Source organism: Streptomyces viridochromogenes DSM 40736, from assembly GCF_000158955.1.
In the GTDB taxonomy this organism is placed as follows: Bacteria; Actinomycetota; Actinomycetes; order Streptomycetales; family Streptomycetaceae; genus Streptomyces; species Streptomyces venetus.
Genome location: NZ_GG657757.1, coordinates 2720580 through 2722483 on the forward strand (window position 1 = coordinate 2720580; position 1904 = coordinate 2722483).

2 protein-coding genes and 1 pseudogene are annotated in these 1904 nt (G+C 74.8%); all 3 read left to right on the forward strand.

Annotated elements, in window-relative coordinates; all coding sequences use genetic code 11:
* Positions 1–389: pseudogene (locus tag SSQG_RS39045) on the forward strand (carboxyl transferase domain-containing protein); the annotation flags it as partial.
* 84 nt (positions 390–473) lie between these two features.
* Positions 474–812, forward strand: a complete 339-nt coding sequence (locus SSQG_RS11925; protein ID WP_003990012.1) for a CU044_2847 family protein — start codon at positions 474–476, stop codon at positions 810–812.
* A partial coding sequence (locus SSQG_RS11930; RefSeq protein ID WP_039932453.1) for a S1 family peptidase occupies positions 809–1904 on the forward strand: 1096 nt, incomplete at its 3' end. The genes SSQG_RS11925 and SSQG_RS11930, both read left to right, overlap by 4 nt.

Below are 1904 nucleotides of genomic sequence, written 5' to 3' on the forward strand. Positions count from 1 at the left end.
GCGGCCCGGCTGATCCGGGCTCGCCGACCGGCTCGGCATCCCGGTGCTGACCCTCGTGGACACCCCGGGGCGCCGCCAACGACGCGGACGCCGAGCGGCAGGGCGCGGGTGCGGCGATCGCCGACCTGTTCGGCGCGGTGGCGGGCGCCCGCACCCCGGTGACCACACTGGTGATCGGCGAGGGCGGCTCCGGCGGCGCGCTGGCCCTGGCCGCGCCCGGCAACACCTGGGCCACTCCCGACAGTTACTTCTCGGTGATCGCGCCGGAGCTCGCGGCGGCCATCCTCAAGCGGCCACCGCGAGAGGTGGAGGCGACGGCGGACCAGCTGCGGATCCGGCCGCAGGACCTGGTGGAGCTGGGGGTGATCCGGGGGACCGTCGGACCGTGAGGGTTCGGTGATGCCCCACGCACCATCAAGTACCTTCCGTCACAATGGGGGTGCTCAACGCGACAACAGGACGACGGGGGTGCCGTGGACGGAGTGGTCGAGTTCAGGACCGGTGACGGTGCGGTGGTCGCGGTCGAGGCGGTGCAGGAGCGCTCCGGCTCCCGCCTGGTCTCCCGCGGCGACGGCACGGTGCAGGCGGCCCGCACCTTCGAGGGTGCCCTGGACGGGGTGCGCGCGGCGGCGGAGTCCGCGCTGCGGGTGTTCCGGGACGGCTCGTTGCGGCCCGACGGGGTGGAGATCGAGTTCGGGGTGAAGCTGTCCGCCGAGACCGGCGCGATCATCGCCAAGGGCACCGCCGAGGGCCATCTCGTGGTGAAGCTCTCCTGGTCTCCGGCCGCCCCGGAGGCCGGCGCCGCGTCATGAACAGCGCCGAGTGGCACGCCCGGATCGAGTTACGGGGCCAGGTGGCCGGAGCGGGCTTCCTGGTCACCCCCAGCACGGTGCTGACCTGCGCCCATGTCGTACGGCACGGTGAGGACCTGGCCGTGACGCTCACGGAGCTGCCCGGCTCCCCGCCCGTGCCCGCCCGGGTCGTCGCCCACGGCGGCTGGGCCGGCGGCAGCACCGACCTCGGTGACCTCGCCGTGCTGGAACTGGACCGGGAGATGCCCGTCACCCCGGCCGCACTGGCCCCGGCCGACGCGGCGCACGGCACGAGTCCCCGCAAGCTCGTCGTCTACGGCTTCCCCGCCGGCTTCGACGAGGGCACCCTCGCCGAGTACCGCGTCACCGCACCGCAGTTGATCAAACGGGAGTGGATCCAGCTGGAGGCCTGGCACCCGGGAGGCCAGCCCCTGGCCCCCGGCTTCAGCGGGGCCGCCGTCACCCTGGCCGACACCGGCGAGGTCGTCGGCATGGTCACCGCCGCGGCCGGCACCTCGGGCGTGCGCAACGGCCGGATGATGCCCACCGAGGTCATGGCCCGCTACTGGCCCGGACTCCAGAGCCTCGTCCCCACCTCGGACCACGCGAGCGCCGACCGGGCCCGGCTGCGCGCCCTGGTCGAGAAGGCGGCCCGCGCGGGCGTGGACTGCGACCCGGTACGGCTCTACACCGCCGCGGCCGACCCGTTCGACCCGCCGCCGCCCGAGGAGGGCTTCGACTCGCTGTGGTCGGCGGCCCTGTTCGTGCTGTGCGAACTCGACGGGCCGGGCGCCGCACCGACGGTGGCCCGCTTCGCCGACCGGCTGGAGGCCCTGCTGCACACCCCGGCCGTGGAGCCGGAGGCGCCCGACTGGTCGCCCATCCTCGTCGAACTCGGGCACAGCGGCGCGGGCGACGGCCTGGTCCGCGTCGAGGTGTCCGCGTACAGCGAGGGGCGGCGGCATCCGGTGGACTCGGGCACGGTCGAGCAGCACCGGCTGCGCGCGTACGTGCGGGACCGTATCGAGGAGGCCTTCCGGTTCCTGACGCCCGGGGCCGACGAACTCGTCGCGTTCGCGCTGCCCCGGGACT